This is a genomic window from Nonomuraea sp. NPDC050786 (genome assembly GCF_040654115.1).
Taxonomy (GTDB): Bacteria; Actinomycetota; Actinomycetes; order Streptosporangiales; family Streptosporangiaceae; genus Nonomuraea.
Genome location: NZ_JBFAHJ010000048.1, coordinates 30,818 through 45,807 on the forward strand (window position 1 = coordinate 30,818; position 14,990 = coordinate 45,807).

At 71.8% G+C, this 14,990-nt stretch carries 16 protein-coding genes; 7 read left to right on the forward strand and 9 right to left on the reverse strand.

What is annotated here, in order from left to right; genetic code table 11:
- Nucleotides 1–13: 13 nt before the first annotated feature.
- Genes AB0H84_RS49910 through AB0H84_RS49925 form a run of 4 tightly spaced genes read right to left on the reverse strand, consistent with a single transcriptional unit; the run spans nucleotide 14 to nucleotide 3,732 of the window.
- A complete protein-coding gene (locus tag AB0H84_RS49910) occupies nucleotides 14–658 on the reverse strand; it encodes a response regulator transcription factor (RefSeq protein ID WP_357620863.1) in 645 nt (214 codons plus the stop codon).
- Nucleotides 649–1,995, reverse strand: a complete 1,347-nt coding sequence (locus tag AB0H84_RS49915) for a histidine kinase (protein WP_357620865.1) — start codon at nucleotides 1,993–1,995, stop codon at nucleotides 649–651. The genes AB0H84_RS49910 and AB0H84_RS49915 overlap by 10 nt, the downstream gene beginning before the upstream one ends.
- Nucleotides 1,996–2,038: 43 nt before the next feature.
- Nucleotides 2,039–2,830 carry an ABC transporter permease gene (locus AB0H84_RS49920; protein WP_357620867.1) on the reverse strand — a complete coding sequence of 264 codons (792 nt, stop codon included), beginning with the start codon at nucleotides 2,828–2,830 and terminating at the stop codon, nucleotides 2,039–2,041.
- The gene (locus AB0H84_RS49925; RefSeq protein WP_357620869.1) at nucleotides 2,827–3,732 is read right to left on the reverse strand and encodes an ATP-binding cassette domain-containing protein; all 906 of its coding nucleotides are present in this window, start codon (nucleotides 3,730–3,732) and stop codon (nucleotides 2,827–2,829) included. The genes AB0H84_RS49920 and AB0H84_RS49925 overlap by 4 nt, the downstream gene beginning before the upstream one ends.
- Nucleotides 3,733–3,844: 112 nt before the next feature.
- Here AB0H84_RS49925 and AB0H84_RS49930 point away from each other — a divergent pair, with 112 nt between their 5' ends.
- Nucleotides 3,845–4,912, forward strand: coding sequence for a DUF5685 family protein (locus tag AB0H84_RS49930; protein ID WP_357620871.1), 1,068 nt, complete (start codon nucleotides 3,845–3,847; stop codon nucleotides 4,910–4,912).
- 221 nt (nucleotides 4,913–5,133) lie between these two features.
- On the opposite strand, the gene AB0H84_RS49935 is transcribed toward AB0H84_RS49930, so the two are convergent.
- The 4 genes from AB0H84_RS49935 to AB0H84_RS49950 form a co-directional block, all read right to left on the reverse strand.
- Nucleotides 5,134–5,442 (reverse strand): YbaB/EbfC family nucleoid-associated protein, encoded by a 309-nt coding sequence (locus tag AB0H84_RS49935; RefSeq protein WP_357620873.1) that lies wholly within the window; start codon nucleotides 5,440–5,442, stop codon nucleotides 5,134–5,136.
- A 21-nt stretch (nucleotides 5,443–5,463) separates the two neighbouring features.
- A complete protein-coding gene (locus AB0H84_RS49940; protein WP_357620875.1) occupies nucleotides 5,464–6,342 on the reverse strand; it encodes a hypothetical protein in 879 nt (292 codons plus the stop codon).
- Nucleotides 6,342–7,001, reverse strand: coding sequence for a hypothetical protein (locus AB0H84_RS49945; RefSeq protein WP_357620877.1), 660 nt, complete (start codon nucleotides 6,999–7,001; stop codon nucleotides 6,342–6,344). Before AB0H84_RS49945 ends, AB0H84_RS49940 begins: the two co-directional genes overlap by 1 nt.
- A gap of 83 nt (nucleotides 7,002–7,084) precedes the next feature.
- Entirely contained in the window at nucleotides 7,085–9,919 is a 2,835-nt protein-coding gene (locus AB0H84_RS49950) for a response regulator (RefSeq protein ID WP_357620879.1), read from the reverse strand.
- Between the two features lie 163 nt (nucleotides 9,920–10,082).
- On the opposite strand from AB0H84_RS49950, the gene AB0H84_RS49955 reads away from it, so the two are divergent.
- The 6 genes from AB0H84_RS49955 to AB0H84_RS49980 all read left to right on the forward strand — a co-directional run bounded on the left by AB0H84_RS49955 (nucleotide 10,083) and on the right by AB0H84_RS49980 (nucleotide 14,781).
- Nucleotides 10,083–10,769, forward strand: a complete 687-nt coding sequence (locus tag AB0H84_RS49955) for a response regulator (RefSeq protein ID WP_357620881.1) — start codon at nucleotides 10,083–10,085, stop codon at nucleotides 10,767–10,769.
- Nucleotides 10,766–11,596, forward strand: a complete 831-nt coding sequence (locus AB0H84_RS49960) for a glutamate ABC transporter substrate-binding protein (RefSeq protein ID WP_357620882.1) — start codon at nucleotides 10,766–10,768, stop codon at nucleotides 11,594–11,596. The genes AB0H84_RS49955 and AB0H84_RS49960 overlap by 4 nt, the downstream gene beginning before the upstream one ends.
- Nucleotides 11,597–11,677: 81 nt before the next feature.
- The gene (locus AB0H84_RS49965) at nucleotides 11,678–12,421 is read left to right on the forward strand and encodes an amino acid ABC transporter ATP-binding protein (protein WP_357620884.1); all 744 of its coding nucleotides are present in this window, start codon (nucleotides 11,678–11,680) and stop codon (nucleotides 12,419–12,421) included.
- 9 nt (nucleotides 12,422–12,430) lie between these two features.
- Nucleotides 12,431–13,267 carry a glutamate ABC transporter substrate-binding protein gene (locus AB0H84_RS49970; RefSeq protein ID WP_357620886.1) on the forward strand — a complete coding sequence of 279 codons (837 nt, stop codon included), beginning with the start codon at nucleotides 12,431–12,433 and terminating at the stop codon, nucleotides 13,265–13,267.
- A 4-nt stretch (nucleotides 13,268–13,271) separates the two neighbouring features.
- Nucleotides 13,272–13,940, forward strand: coding sequence for an amino acid ABC transporter permease (locus AB0H84_RS49975; protein WP_357620888.1), 669 nt, complete (start codon nucleotides 13,272–13,274; stop codon nucleotides 13,938–13,940).
- 43 nt (nucleotides 13,941–13,983) lie between these two features.
- Nucleotides 13,984–14,781: an amino acid ABC transporter permease gene (locus AB0H84_RS49980; protein WP_357620890.1), complete on the forward strand. Its 798-nt coding sequence runs from the start codon at nucleotides 13,984–13,986 to the stop codon at nucleotides 14,779–14,781.
- Here the strand turns inward: AB0H84_RS49980 and AB0H84_RS49985 are convergent.
- Entirely contained in the window at nucleotides 14,732–14,989 is a 258-nt protein-coding gene (locus AB0H84_RS49985) for a hypothetical protein (protein WP_357620892.1), read from the reverse strand. The two genes, AB0H84_RS49980 and AB0H84_RS49985, sit on opposite strands and share 50 nt — an antisense overlap.
- Nucleotide 14,990 lies beyond the last annotated feature (1 nt).

Here is a 14,990-nt window from a genome sequence, read left to right on the forward strand (position 1 = left end):
ACCGCGCGGCCGGTCACGTGTCCAGGTAGCGGAGGATCGCCAGGACGCGGCGGCTGTAGTCGGGGTCGTGGGGCAGGTCGAGCTTTTCGACGATGGCGTTGACGTGCTTCTCGACCGTGCTGAGGGAGACGTGGAGGCGGTCGGCGATGGCCGCGTTCACGAAGCCCTGGGCGAGGTGGCGCAGCACCTCGCCCTCGCGCGGGCTCAGCCTGCTCAGTGGATCGGCGTGGGTGGTGCGGGCCAGGAGCTGCCGCACCACCTCGGGATCGAACGCGGTGCCGCCCGCGCGTACGCGTTCGAGCGAGTCGAGGAAGTCGGCCACCTCCGAGACCCGGTCCTTGAGCAGGTAGCCGAGGCCGCGCGGGGAGCCGGCCAGGAGCCTGGCCGCGTAGTGCTGCTCGACGTACTGGGACAGGACGAGCACGCCGACGCCGGGATGGCGGTCGCGGATCTCCAGGGCCGCCCGGAGGCCGTCGTCCTTGTGGCCGGGCGGCATGCGTACGTCGATCACGGCCACGTCGGGGCGGTGGCGCCCGACGGCGGCGAGCAGCGCGGGGGCGTCGCCGACGGCCTCGACGACCTCGTGGCCCGCGTCGTCGAGCAGGCGGGTGAGCCCTTCGCGCAGCAGCACGGAGTCGTCGGCCAGGATCACCCGCACGGGCCCGCCTCCGTCCCGGAGGCGTCAAGCCGCGCCGCCTCGGCGGCCGTTCCGGACGCCGCCCCGGACGCCGTCCCGAAAGCCGCTCCGGGCACGGTCCCCGACGCCGCCCCAGACGTAGTGCCGGAGGACGCCCCGGACGCCGTGCCGGAGGCCGCCCCAGAGGCCGTCCCGGACGTCGCTCCGGGAAAGCCGCCGGGCGGGATCTTCGGGAGCGTGGCGGTGATCTTGGTGGGGCCGCCCCGCGGACTGTGCACCGCGAACTCCCCGTCGAGCGCCAGGACGCGCCGGGCCAGCCCCGACAGCCCGCCGCCCGAGGGGTCGGCCCCGCCCTCGCCGTCGTCTGAGATGGCCACGCCCACCGCCCGCTCGTCCTCCGTCAACACGACCAGGATGTCACGCGCCCCGGCGTGCTTGATCGCGTTGGTGATCGCCTCGCGGGCGACGAAGTAGAGCGCGGTCTCGACCTCGGACACGGGCCGCTCGGCCAGCCCGTAGTGTACGGTCACCGGCACGCCCGACCGTTCCGCGACGCCCGCGAGCGCGGCGCGCAGCCCCAGTTCGTCGAGCGCGGTCGGATAGATGCGCCAGGCCACGCTGCGCAGCTCGTCGAGGAGCCGGCGCGACTCGGTGTACGCCTGGCTGATCAGCCCGGCGGTCGTCTCCGTGTCGGAGCTGTGCCGGGCGCGGCCGAGCAGCATGGCGAGCGCGACACCGCGCTGCTGCACGCCGTCGTGGAGGTCGCGTTCGATCCTGCGCCGCTCGTCGTCGACGGCTCTGACGATGCCGGAGCGGGTGGCGGTCAGCTCGGCGATCCGCCTGCGCATCAGCTCGTGGCTGCCGGGGCCGAGGAAGCGGTCGGCCAGCCGCCGTTCGAGTGATCCGACGGCCAGGGCCATGAGGGCGACCAGGGCGAGGAGCACGGCGCCGCCGGTCAGGCCGAGCACCCCGCTGCTGGTGACGATCTTCACGCCGGGCAAGTTCACGGGCACCGGCTCCATCCGGCCCCACGCCAGATCCCACAGCCCGCCGAAGAGCAGCAGCCCGCCGACGAACAGGCCCGCCGCGCACCCGTACCCGCTCAGGACGCCGAGTGCGGCGCGCGCGACGAGGAAGCCGTAGCCGCCGTCCTGGCGCGTCGTCTCGTGCCCGAGCCACCTCGACAGCCTGGCCCGCTCGGCCGCCATCAGCTTCCCGCGCGCGGCCTCGACGACCGGCCGGGCCGCGGGGAGCAGCCGGCCGATCCACGCCACGCACAGGAAGGCCAGCTCGACGAGGCCGAGGGCCATTCCCAGCGCGACTCCGGCCAGCACCCGGGCGAGCCTGCTACCTGACATGGGCGTGAAGTCTAGGCGGGACCCGCTCGCTGCGCGCGCCACGCTACGCGTCGCGGCGGCGCAGGACCGCGTAGCCGGCCGCCACGGCCGCCGTCGTCCAGACGAGCAGCCAGGCCAGGCCCTCCCCCGCCGGGTACGGGATCGGCCCGCCGGTCAGGTTCTCGGTGCTCCCCATGAAGGCGAGCCCGGCGAACATCGGCATCCGCATGGAGGCGTCCAGCGCCACCTGGCTCCCGGTCATCATCAGCATCAGCGGCAGGCCCATGAGCAGCATGAACACCACGGTCAGCGTGCCCGCCGCGCTGCGCATCGCGGCGCCGACGCCGATCGTCATCACCGACACCAGCGCGAAGAACACCCCCACCCCGAGCAGGTCGGTGACGACCTCGCCGACCGGCAGCACGACGAGCCCGCCGAACAGGTCGCCGGAGAGCACGACGCGGACGGCCGCCGTCGCCACGGCGCCCGACAGCACTCCGGCCACCATCATCACGGGCGCCACCACCAGCGCCTTCGCCGCGAGCACCATCCCTCGGACGGGCGTGGCCTGCAGCGTGGTCCGGACGGTCCCGGACGAGTACTCCGAGGTGATCGCCAGCATCGCCAGTGCCACCAGTGCGAACTGGACGAACGAGGTCGCCGACACCACCGGCTCGCTCGCCGTCACCCGCACCCCGGTCCGGCCTGCACGCAGGGCGTCGGTGGCGGCCGCGCCGCCCAGCATGAGCGCCGTCAGCACCATGAGCGCCACCGCGCAGGCCAGGCACCACCACGTTGACCTGACCGACCACAGCTTCGTCCACTCGGCCCCGGCCGCCTGCCACAACGTCTTCATGATCCCGCCCCGTACTCGACGCTTCCCGCCGTCAGCTCCTGGTAGGCCTGTTCGAGCGAGGCCTCTCTGGTCCGCAGCTCGTGCAGCCGGATGCCGGCCTCGTACGCCAGGTCGCCGACCGTTTCGAGGGCCGCGCCGGTGGCCTCGAGTTCGTTCTCGCCGTACCGCTGCACCGCGATCCCGGCGGCGCGCAGCCGTACCGCGAGATCTCCCGCGTGCGGGGTGCGGACGAGCACGGACGTCAGGGAGCTGCCCGCGATGACCTCGGAGAGCGGCGCGTCCGCGATGAGACGGCCCTTGCCGATCACGACGAGGTGGTCGGCGGTGAGCTGCATCTCGGTCATGAGGTGGCTGGAGACGAACACCGTCCTGCCCTCCTCGGCCAGCGACCGCATGAGCCCGCGCACCCAGCGCACCCCGTCCGGGTCCAGGCCGTTGACCGGCTCGTCGAACATCACCACCTCAGGTTCCCCCAGCAGCGCCGCCGCGATCCCGAGCCGCTGGCTCATGCCGAGCGACAGCGCCCCGGCGCGCTTGCGCGCGGCCCCGGCCATGCCGACCGTCTCCAGCACCTCGCTCACCCGCCGCCGGGGGATGCCGTTGCTCCGGGCCAGCGCCGCCAGGTGCGCGCGGCCGCTGCGGCCCGGATGGAGCGCGCGGGCGTCGAGGAGCGCGCCGACCGTGCGCAGCGGGTTCCTGATCTGGTGGTACGGCACGCCGCCGATCAGCGCGGCGCCGGAGGTGGGGCGGTCGAGGCCGAGTATCAGGCGCATCGTCGTCGACTTGCCCGCCCCGTTCGGGCCGAGGAACCCGGTCACCGTGCCCGGCCTCAGCTCCAGCGACAGGTCGTCCACCGCGAGGCGGTCGCCGTACCGCTTGCTCAAACCCCTCAGACTGATCACGCCGGATCACGCTAGGCGGCGGCCGGGCCGGTGGGTATGGGGGCGGGCCGCCGACTTCGATGGCGGGAAACCGTAAGAGGCGAGGCCGGACAGGTGCCCGTACGATTTCCCCGTGTTCGGCATCATTCGTCCCTGCGGGGAGCACGGGTGCCCGTCGTTGCGTGCGGCGTGGCGGGCCCATTTGTGCGGTCTGTGCCTGACGTTGCGGGACGGGCAGGGGCACGCGGCGCGGCTGGCCACCAACTACGACACGCTGATCATCTCGGTGCTCACCGAGGCCCAGCTCCCCTCGTCCGCACCCCGCCGGACGGCCGGGCCGTGCGCGCTGCGCGGGTTCCGCGGCGCCGAGGTGGTGGACGCGCGGGCGTCCGGGGCGCGGCTGGCGGCGGCGGTCTCGCTGGTGCTGGGCGCGGGCAAGCTCCGCGACCACGTGGCCGACGGCGACGCCGCCCTCGGCACGGCTGCGGTCCGGCGGCGGCTGGCGGCGCGGTGGGAGGCGGCCGGGGCGCGGCTCGGGGCCGAGGTGGGGTTCTCCACGACCGTGCTGACGGCCACCGTGGACCGGCAGCTCGACCTGGAACGCCGCGCCACGTCCCGGGTGGGCGTGCTGGAGCTGACCGCGCCCACGGAGGAGGCGGTGGCGGCGGCGTTCGCGCACACGGCGCTCCTCGCCGGGCGTCCGGGCAACGCCGCCGCGCTGGCCGAGGCGGGCAGGTTCTTCGGCCGGATCGCGCATCTGCTGGACGCCGTGGAGGACCGGGCCGCGGACGCCGAGCGGGGCGCGTTCAACCCGCTCACGGCGACGGGCACCACGGAGCGGGAGGCGCGGCGGCTGTGCGACGACGCCACGCACGGTCTCGCCCTGGCCATGCGGGAGGTGGAGCTGGAGGAGCGCCACCTGGTGGACGCGCTGCTCGGCACCGAGGTGCGCCGGGCGGTGGAGCGGGCGTTCCGGGGGCCGCAGGTGCGTCCCAGCCGGCTCGCCACGTCGGCGGCGGCCGTCGCGACGCTGGTGACCTGCGGCCTGTGGCGGCCCGGATGGTGGAGCAGCGAGGAGGGCCGCCATCGCGGCGACAAGCCCTGCTTCCTGCGAGATCTGGACTGCCCCGACTGCTCTGGTTGCTGCGACTGTTGTGACTGCTGCGATTCCTGTGACTGTTGCGACTGCTCCTGCAACTGACCCCCCAACGCTTATGACACCGGTCGGACGGCGCCGATCGCCGCGAGCACCGCGTTGGCGCCGTCGTGGGGTCGGTGACGGACACCGGCTCGGCCGGCCAGACGCCGCGTCGGGCACCGGCCTGGCACGGGAGACGGGGGCTGCAGGCGTTGGCGCCCGCCGGTGGGACGGACGGGCGGCTGCAGGCGTTGGCGCCGCCGGTGGGACGGACGGGAGGGACGTCAGGTGTCGAACATGGTCTTGGCCAGGTCGTACGACTGGCCGGTCACGTCCTCCTCCGCCAGCCGGAACGCCTCGACGATGGCGTCCGCCAGCGCCTGCGAGCCCAGCCGCATCGCGCGGGGGTCGATGCGCAGCGCGGCCAGCGAGCCGGTGTGCCTGAGCTCGACGACCACCTGGCCGCCGGCGCTCTGCCCGCGCCCCCTGGTCTCCTCCAGCCGGCGGCTCACCTCCTCGAAGCGAGCCGTCTGCGCTGCCATCTCGGCCAGAGCGCGATCGATTTCCGGGTCACCGGTATGAGGTGTCGTCATGGCTGTTCCTTACTCACTCGATCAGCGCTTGAAGATGAATGCCCGGGGCGCGTGCGCCAGCGCCGAGCGGAGCGCGCCCTGTTCCGTCAGCGAGCCACTCGTGACGAGGGGGTAAATGGTGGCGGCCGACAGGGTGCGGCGGAAGAACTTGCCCGCCGGGCCCGAACCCAGCAACGTGTCGGTGACCTTCGTGGCGGGGAAGAACTTGCGCACGTCGCTCAGCGACTTGATGCCGCCGTTGTAGGCCATCTCGGCGACGAAGTGCTTGCCCGCGTACTCCCAGAGGTTGCCCATCGGCTGCCCGGTGGCCGCGGAGCTGCCCGCGTGCACGCCGGTCTTGAGCGCGGTCCACAGGACGGAGTCCGCCAGCGCGTCGAGCCCCTCCCGGACGAGGTAGTTGCCGACGCGGCGCTTGCCCATATGCATCTCCAGGATCATCTTGGTGATCTTCTGGAAGAGCGTGCGCTCCAGCCTGGCCCTGGCCACCAGCCAGTTGAACGCCCTCTCGGCCGCGATCCTGGCCGCCGGGTAGACGAAGCCGAACATCATCGTGAAGGCCATGGCGGCGAGCGCCGTGCCGATCCACTTGAGCTGTTCGCGGTGCTCGTCCACGGCGTGCGCGTACTTCTCGCAGCCCGCCGCCAGGTCCAGCAGCTCCTCCTGGAGCGCCGCGTAGCGGGGGGCGAGCTCCATCGGCCACACGTCCGCGAAGCGGTCCACGGAGCGGCTGTCGTTCGCCTTGCGTACCTCGGCGACGCCGAGGTCGGTCTGGTGGGCGATCTTCTCTATGGACGCGGCGAATTCACGCAGCGCCTTGGCCCGCGCCCGGAGGTTGCTCACGTCGGCCACCGGCACGTGGACGTCGGCGAACCAGGCCAGCGCCTGGAAGGGATCGAACATCAGGCGCCTTCCTTGAGCGGCGGCGCCTGCGGGATCGGCGCCTCACCGACGTCGGGGATGCTGGGCAGCGTGTTGATGATCTCCGTCTCCAGCCAGGCCCAGAGCTTCTCCAGGTCCCGGAAGTTGCCCGCAGAGCTGAAGTTCCTGTCGGCGATGCGCTTCATGGCGTCGGTGAGCGAGTCGTAGCCGTCGCTGTACCACTCGGCGAACGCGCGCCCGTCGTCGTCCCCGCCGACCAGGTCGGAGGTGGTGGCCAGCGAGGTGGAGCCGCGGTGGAGCGCTACAACGTCGTCGCCGATGTCGTCGAAGAGCCCGGCCAGGCCGCGGATCGACGCCCAGTCGATCTGGACCTGGCCGCCGGCGCTGCCGGGGGTGCCCGGCGTGGGCGTGGGCTGCGGCTCCGGGAAAGGGCTGGGGTACGGGTATGGATACGGGTACGGCGAAGGGGAGCCGGACCACGTGGGCGAAGGGGTGCCCGAGAAGGTCGGGCTGGGCGTCGGCGTGCCCGTCGGGCTGGGCGATTCCGTGGGCGTGGGAGTGGGGCCACTCGTCGCCGTCGGGCTCGGCGAGGCCGTCGGAGTCGGCGAGCCCGTCGGGTTCGCGGGGGGCGTGGGGCCTGGGGTGCCCGTAGGGCTGGGCTCACCGGATGAATCAGCCATCAACCCTCCAATCACAACAAACGATCATGACCATAAACAATGAGACAGTAACGCGGACAAATTTCCCGGACGTTAATGTAGTGCTACGGGACGTTCATCCACGAGGGCGTGGCTTTGAGAAGTTCGCCCAGTTCATCGAGCGGCTCCCGCTCGACGGCCCCCGTACGCGCCAGATCCTCGACGCGCTGACACAGCTCGGCCTCCCGCACGGCCCCGACGGTCGCGCAGCTCCCCCTGAGCCGGTGCGCGAGCGCGGCCACCTCCGCCGTGTCGCCGTTCCGGGCCGCCTCGCGCAGTTCCTCCAACGTCCGCGTCGCGGTGGCGAGATACGCCTCCGCCACGTCCGTGAGCGCCTCCGGCGACAGGCCCGCCAGTTCGGGCGGAAGCCCGGCGTACGCCGCCCACTCCGGGATCCTGCCCAGCACCCGCGCCCAGTCCACGGGCTTGGCCAGGTGGTCGTCCATCCCGGCCTCCAGGCAGCGGATCCGGTCGTCCGGCATCGCCGCCGCGGTCATCGCGATGATCGGGGTGTGCGTCTCCTCGCGCCGCCTGATCTCCTCGGTGGCCGCCAGGCCGTCGAGCACGGGCAGCTGACAGTCCATGAAGACCAGGTCGTAGCCGCCGCCCAGCACGGCGCGCACGGCCTGCTCGCCGTCCTCCACCACCTCGACCTCGTGCCCGGCCTGCCGCAGCATGAGCATCGCCACCTGGCGGCTGACCTCGTCGTCCTCCGCCACCAGGATCCGGGCGCCCTGCGCCGCGATCTCCGTCCGCTCGCGCGGCTCGCCGGGGCACTCGGCGGTGCCCAGGGCGTTCTCCACGGCGGCGAGCAGGCGGCGGCGGCTGAGCGGCCGGGTGATCGACTGCACGGCGCGCTCCCCCGCGGCGCCCGGCCAGGCGAAGCCCGAGCGTCCGGGCGTGACGACCACGATGACGCTGGTGGCCTGGAACATCGGCTCGGTGAGGATTACGTGCGCGATCGACTCGGCGTCGGCGCCGAGGTCGAGGGCCACGACCGCCAGCTCGTACGGCCGCCCGTCCGCCGCGGCGGCACGCAGCAGCGCGAGAGTGCTCTCCCCGTCCCTGCTCTCCTCCACCTCGAGCCCCGCGCCGGCCAGCGCGTGCACGGCGAGCGCGCGGTCCTCCGGCCGCGGGTCGGCGACCAGCGCGCGCCGCCCCTGCAGGGCCTCCACCGACGGCTCAGAGGGCGACTGGCCGGGCCAGGTCAGGACGTCCATGGGCAGGCGCACCCAGAAGCGGCTGCCCACGCCCTCCACGCTGTCCAGCCCGATCTCCCCGCCCATGAGCTCGGTGAGCTGCCGGCCGATGGCCAGTCCCAGGCCGCTCCCGCCGGTCCTGCGCGTGATCGGCGAGTCGACCTGGCGGAAGACGCCGAACACCTTCTCCCGGTCGTCGGGACCGACCCCGATCCCGGTGTCGGCCACCGCGAACCTGAGCACCGCGCGCGGGTCGCCCGGCGCGCCCTCCTCGAGCGCGACGTGCAGGTCGACGCCGCCCTGAACGGTGAACTTCAGCGCGTTGCCCACCAGGTTCGTGAGGATCTGGCGCAGCCGCGCCGGATCCCCCGACACCTGCCGCGGCACGTCCTCGTCGAGCCGCAGCGTGAGCCAGAGCCCCTGCTCGTACGCGTGCGGCGCGAACGGCGCCACCACCTCGTCGCAGAGCCTGGCCAGGTCGAACGGCGCCTCGTCCACCTGGAGGTGGCCCGCCTCGATCCTGGACAGGTCGAGGAAGTCGTCGAGCAGGCGCAGCACGTTCTGCGCCGACTCCTGGGCGGTGGTGGCGTAGTGGCGCTGCTCGTCGTCCAGCCGGGTGCCCATGAGCAGGGAGTTCATGCCCAGCACGCCGTTGATCGGGGTGCGGATCTCATGGCTGATCTTGGCCAGGAACTCGGACTTCGCGCTGGAGGCGCTGACCGCGTCATCCCGGGCGGCGGCCAGCTCGGACGCGTACCTGGCCAGCGTGACCTGCGCCCTGCGGCGGCCGCGCGTCGTGTGGATCTGCAGGGCCAGGCCGATGAGGATGAGCAGCGCCAGCAGCGCCGCGACGGTCATCACGTTCGCCCTGAGCTGCTGCGCCGAGGCGAGTGCCTTGTCGGCGGAGACCTCGGCGGTGACCGTCCAGCCGATGCCGGGTATCGGCTCCGAGGCCGACAGCACGGTGCCGTCGATGCCGTGGAACTCGCCGTTCCAGGTGCGCCCGGCGAGCGCGGCGTCCACGCGCGGGTCCTCGCGCAGGGAGGTGAGCGCGAGCAGCTTCCTGTCGGGGTCGGCGACGAGCACGCCGGCCCGGTCGGTGATGAGCAGGCGGATGTCCTGCGCCTCGGCGGCCTCCTTGGCGAAGTCCTGGATGGCGTCGAGGCTGTAGACGACGGCGAGGATGCCGAGCATGCGCTTGCCGTCGGCGCTGAGGATCGGCGCGGCCACCGCGACGGCCCTGGACACGCCGACCATCGTCGGCGTGTACGCCTGCGACACGTGTGCCGCCCGCCGGTCGCGCACCGCGCGGTACCAGTCGGTGGCGCTGATGTCCTGGGGCAGCACGGTCTTGGGCTCGGCGCCCAGCATGCGTCCTTCGGACGAGACCAGGATCAGGCCGCTGACGCCGTCGCGCATCTGCTTGAGCTCGGCGAGGTGGTCGCGCATGGCGCCGACGGTGGCGTGCGCGACGGTGTCACGCACGCTCTGCCGCTGCGCGAACGCGGTGACGAGCTGTTCGAGCGAGCCCATCTGCTGCTCCACCACGACCCGGCTCACCGAGGCGGTCGTCCTGACCCGGTCGGTGACCTCGTCGCTGACGGCCCGCTCCGACAGCGAGATGCTGGAGGAGGTCAGCAGCGCCAGGGGCAGCAGGCCGAGCACCACCCACAGGGCTGTCACCGCGAGCAGCCATCTCACCGGCGTCCGTCCTTCCCCCTGTCCGCTCGGGTACAGGGTAGGAGGGAAAGGGCACCAGCGGCGGGTCTCCGTGAGCAGAAGGCGCAAAACTCGATCTTTTGTAACAAAACCCGCTTAAGCTCACTCTGATTTGTAATAACTGGACCTGGACGAGGAGCTGGCGATGCCTGAGGCCCGGGACATCACCGTTCTCATCGTGGACGACGATCCGGTCGTCACCGCGGCGCTGCACGCGCAGGTGAACAGGGTACTCGGGTTCAGGGTGGTGGGGATCGCGCACACCGGGCAGGCGGCGCTCGCCGCCGCCGGGCGCTTCGCGCCCCGGCTGGTGCTGCTCGACCTGCACCTGCCGGACATGCCGGGGCTCGAGGTGGCGCACCGGCTGCGCCGGCCCGAGCAGCCGCCCGCCGACGTCATCGTGATCTCGGGACGCAAGGAGTCGGCCACGGTACGCGCGGCCATCCAGCGCGGAGCCCTGTACTACCTGGTCAAGCCGACCAGAGCGGGCACGCTCGAGCAGACGCTGCTGCGCTACGCGGCGACGACCGAGCAGCTGGAGGCGGGCGAGCGCCTGGTCGAGCAGCAGGAGATCGACCGCATCTTCCGCTCGCTCCACCTCGACCAGGGCCCCCGGCCCAAGAGCATCTCCGCGGCGACCGAGCAGCTGGTGCTCGACGCGCTCTCCGCCGTCGAGGAGGACGCCTCGGCGCACGAGCTGGCCAAGATGATCGGCGTCAGCCGCGCCACCGCCCGCCGCTACCTGGAGCATCTCGCCGACCGCGGGCTGCTCGAGGCGCGGCCCAAGTACGGGCCGACCGGACGTCCCCAGCACCGGTACCGCGTCCGGTGAGCACGCTCAGGGTGCTGCTCGCCGCGCTGCTCTGCTGCCTCCTGCCCACGGGCTGCGGCTCGGACAACCCCTTCCCCGAGGGCTCCACGATGTGGCGCATCAGGGAGCGCGGGACCCTCACGGTGGGCATCAAGTTCGACCAGCCGATGTTCGGCTACAAGGACCCGGACAGCGGGCGGATCACCGGGTTCGACGCGGAGATGGCCCGGCTCATCGCGAAGGACCTCACCGGCAGCGAGCGCAACGTCCGGTTCGTGGAGACGGTGTCGCGCGAGCGCGAGAACTTCATCGCCCAGGGCGTGGTGGACGTCGTCATCGCCACGTACTCCATCACGCCGGCCCGCGCCCAGCTGGTCAGCTTCACCGACCCGTACTACTACGCCGGCCAGGACCTGCTGGTCAGGATCGCCGACACCACCATCGAGGGCGTGGCGGACCTGGAGGGCAAGAACGTGTGCACGGCGAAGGGCTCCACCTCCAGCGACCGGCTGCGCGCCCTGGCGCCCGGCGCCCACCTGGAGATCGTGGACGCCTACAGCGTGTGCGTGCCGGCGCTCATGGCCGGGCGGGTGGACGCGATCAGCACCGACGACACGATCCTGCTCGGCCTGCTGGACCAGCATCCGGACGTGTTCCGGCTGACGCGCAAGCCGTTCGGGCGCGAGCCGTACGGGATGGGCGTGCGCAAACAGGACACCGGCTTTCGCGACTATCTCAACGGGCTGATCGGCCGCTGGCTGGGCGACGGGCAGTGGGACCGCGCCTTCAAGGACACCATCGGCGTCTCCGGCGCGACGTCTGATCAATCTCGCCCCGCCAATCGCTGAGCAGAAAGCGCATAAGCCTTTCGGTGACACATGCGGCTCCTACGGTTACGCCAACGCTGACCGAGACAAGGAGCGTGACGCATGACTCACGCGGACCTGATCGTGCTGGACCAGGTCAACAAGCGCTTCGGCGACCACCACGTGCTCAGGGACGTCAACCTGACCGTCAAGCAGGGCGAGGTCGTGGTGATCATCGGCCCGTCCGGGGCGGGCAAGTCGACCCTGTGCCGGGCGATCAACCGGCTGGAGACCATCGACTCCGGCACGATCAGCCTGGACGGGACGCCGCTGCCCGCTGAAGGGCGGGCGCTCGCCAAGCTCCGCGCCGAGGTGGGCATGGTCTTCCAGTCGTTCAACCTCTTCGCGCACAAGACCGTCCTGGACAACGTCGTCCTCGGGCAGGTCCACGTGCTGAAGCGGCCGAAGGCGGAGGCCGAGCGCAAGGCCCAGGAGCTGCTCGACCGGGTCGGCATCGGCGGTCAGGCGGCCAAGTTCCCCGCTCAGCTCTCCGGCGGGCAGCAGCAGCGGGTGGCCATCGCCCGCGCGCTGGCCATGGACCCGAAGGCGATCCTCTTCGACGAGCCCACCTCGGCGCTCGACCCGGAGATGGTCAACGAGGTGCTCGACGTCATGACCTCGCTGGCCCGCGAGGGCATGACCATGGTCGTCGTCACGCACGAGATGGGCTTCGCCCGGCGCGCGGCCGACCGGGTCGTCTTCATGGCCGACGGCGAGATCGTCGAGCAGAACACCCCCGACGCGTTCTTCGGCTCCCCGAACAGCGAACGCGCCCAGTCCTTCCTCGCCAAGATCCTCACCCACTAAGGAGCCAACATGTTCGGCCGATCCCTTTACGCCACTTTCACGGTGATCGCGCTCGCCACCGCCGCCACGGCCTGCGGCGGCGGCCAGGACAGCTACGCCTCCATCGTGGACAAGGCCAAGAACGACAAGAAGCTGGTGATCGGCGTCAAGGCCGACCAGCCGGGGCTGGGGCTGCGCACGCCCGACGGCAGCTTCGCCGGCTTCGACGTCGAGGTCGCCAAGTACGTGGCCAAGCAGCTCGGCGTCGAGGCCAAGGACATCACGTTCAAGGAGACGGTCTCCGCCAACCGGGAGGCCTTCCTCGAGCAGGGCCAGGTGGACATGGTGGTGGCCACGTACTCGATCACCGACGCCAGGAAGCAGAAGGTCTCCTTCGCCGGGCCGTACTTCGTGGCCGGGCAGGACCTGCTCGTCAGGGCCGACGAGGCGGCGCTGACCGGCCCGGAGACGCTGAACGGCAAGAAGCTCTGCTCCGTCGCCGGCTCCACCCCGGCGCAGAAGGTCAAGACGGAGTACGCCAAGGAGGTGCAGCTGCAGGAGGAGCGGACGTACTCGGCCTGCGTCGACCGCGTCCTCGGCGGCCAGCTCGACGCCATCACCACCGACAACGTCATCCTCGCCGGCTACGCCGCGCAGCACGCGGGCAAGCTCAAGGTGGTCGGCAAGCCGTTCAGCACCGAGAAGTACGGCATCGGGCTGAAGAAGGACGACACGAACGGGCGCAAGGCGGTCAACGACGCGCTGGAGAAGATGTTCTCCGACGGCAGCTGGACGAAGGCGCTGCAGGCCAGCGTCGGCGCCTCCGGCTTCGCCCTCCCGCAGGCCCCGCAGCTCGAGCGGTACTGATCGCATGGAAGCACTGCTGACCGAACGCGAGACGATCCTCGCCGCGTTCTGGATGACGATACGGCTGACGGCGGTCAGCGCGCTCGGCTCTCTGGTGCTGGGGACGCTGCTGGCCGCCATGCGGGTGGCCCCGCTGGCCTCCCTGCGCGCCGCCGCCAACTGCTACGTGACCGTGGCCCGCAACACCCCGCTCACCCTGGTGCTGCTCTTCACCGGCCTCGGCGTCGGGGCGAACCTCGGGGTCGAGCTGTCGGACGACATCGCGACCAACAACTACTGGCTCGCCGTCATCGGCCTGACCGCCTACACCTCGGCGTTCGTCTGCGAGGCCCTGCGGTCCGGGCTCAACACGGTGCCGGTCGGGCAGGCGGAGGCGGCCCGGTCGCTGGGGCTGGGCTTCGTCCAGACCCTGCGGCTGATCACGCTGCCGCAGGCGTTCCGCGCCGTGGTGGCGCCGCTGGGCAGCATCCTCATCGCGCTGACCAAGAACACCACGATCGCGCTGGTGGTCGGCGTGAGCGAGGCGTCCGTGCGGATGCGGGAGATGATCGAGACGTACGGGGACCAGGTCATCGAGATCTTCCTCGGCTTCGCGGCCGGATTCGTGCTGCTGTGCCTGCCGATGGGACTGCTGTTCGGCTGGCTGTCGCGGCGGATGGCGGTGGCTCGATGAGCACCTTGGAGGTCCCCTTGGAGGTCCCCTTGGAGGTCATGGCATGAGTTACGCGAACCTCTACGAGACGCCCGGCCCGCGCGGCATCCGGCGCAACCGGCTGCTGGCGGCCGGTGTCGCGCTCGTGCTGCTGGCGCTGGCGTACGTGGTCTACGTGCGGTTCGACGCGAAGGACCAGTGGACGGCCGAGAAGTGGACGCCGCTGCTGCGCGGCGACGTCTGGGCCACGTTCATCCTGCCGGGCCTGGCCGGGACGCTGGGCGCGGCCGTGGCGGGGGTGATCCTGGCGGGGCTGTTCGGGCTCGTGTTCGCCACCGGCCGCCTGTCCGAGCACCGGTGGATCCGGGTGCCGGCGGCCGCGGTGGTGGAGTTCTTCCGCTCCGTCCCGCTGCTGCTGCTGATCTTCTTCGCGTTCTTCGGCTCGTACGTGCTCATCGGCGTGAACATCTCGGCCTTCGCCGCCGTCGTCTTCGGCCTGACCCTCTACAACGGCTCGGTGATCGCCGAGATCATCCGGGCCGGTGTGCAGAGCCTGCCGCGCGGGCAGGCGGAGGCGGCTTACGCGATCGGCATGCGCAAGGGGCAGGTCATGCGGCTCATCCTGCTGCCGCAGGCGTTCCGCGCCATGATGCCCGCCATCGTCAGCCAGTTCGTGGTGCTGCTGAAGGACTCGGCGCTGGGGCTCATCGTGGGCTACGACGAGCTGGTGGACCGGGGGCTGAACGGGATCGCGGCCAACTTCTCCAACGTCATCCCGGCGGCCATCCTCATCGCGGCCATCTTCATCCTGATCAACCTCTCCCTCGACCGCCTGGCCCACCGCCTCGGCGCGGCCCGCTGACCGGCTCGGCGCCTTGCCGCGGCCCGCGCAGGAACCTCTCGGACTCCGCGGTCCCGTCGTCCTTGATCTCCGTGTCCCAGCGGGCCATCAGGTCGCGGGCCAGGTCCGGCTCGTCCGCGTCGAGGGCGGCGAGAACGGCGACCGGCCGCAGGGGGGCCATGTCGTCCGCGCTCGCGTACGACGCCAGCCGGTCGAGGATCTCTCCCACC